We start from the raw sequence: 750 nt of genomic DNA on the forward strand, positions 1-750 counted from the left end.
TAAGGTAGAGCGAGTCGGAGTAGCCGCAGGCCCGGCTGAGGCGGCGCAGGTCGAAGGCCTGGCCGCGCAGGCCCAGCGTATCGAGCGTTTCGGCGTACTGGTAGCGCAGCGTGGGCGTGCGCAGGCCGTGGGCCTCGGCGTACTTCATGCTGTACATGATGGCCGTGAAGGTGGGCACGTAGTTGCGCGTTTCGGCCGGCATGTGCGGGTACAGGTCCCAGAAGGTCTTTTTGCCGGTGCGGCGCATCACGCGCTGCACGCTGCCGGCACCCCAGTTGTAGGCCGCCAGCACCAGCTCCCAGTCGTGAAAGATGCCGTAGAGGTAGCGCAGGTGCTTGCAGGCCGCTTCGGTGGCCTTTTCGGGGTGCATGCGCTCGTCAATCCACTCGTCGCGCTTCAGGCGCAGGTCGCCAGCGGTGGGGCCCATAAACTGCCACAGGCCGGTGGCGCCTACCGGCGACTTGGCCGTCGGAATCAGGGCCGACTCCACCACGGCCAGGTACTTGAGGTCGGTGGGCAGGTTGTACTGCGCCAGGTATTTCTCAAAAATCGGGAAGTAGTACTGCTCGCGCTCCAGCACGCGCTGTAGGTAGCTGCGGTTGCGGGCCGTGAACAAGGTCACGTAGGCCATCACCGAGTTGTTGAACTGGTGCGGCACCTCAGTTTCGAAGCAGCCCACGCGGTCGCACACGAGGTCGCGCAGGGTGGGCGGGGTGCGCAGCCACTCCAGCCGGGCCGAGTCGACGGCCG

The 750-nt window shown here is 66.0% G+C and carries 1 protein-coding gene; it reads right to left on the minus strand.

The features are described 5' to 3' along the window. Positions 1 to 750: lytic transglycosylase domain-containing protein (locus tag ACYVDE_RS25025; protein ID WP_460504222.1), on the minus strand; the 750-nt coding region annotated here is incomplete at both ends.

Source organism: Hymenobacter agri, assembly GCF_054778495.1.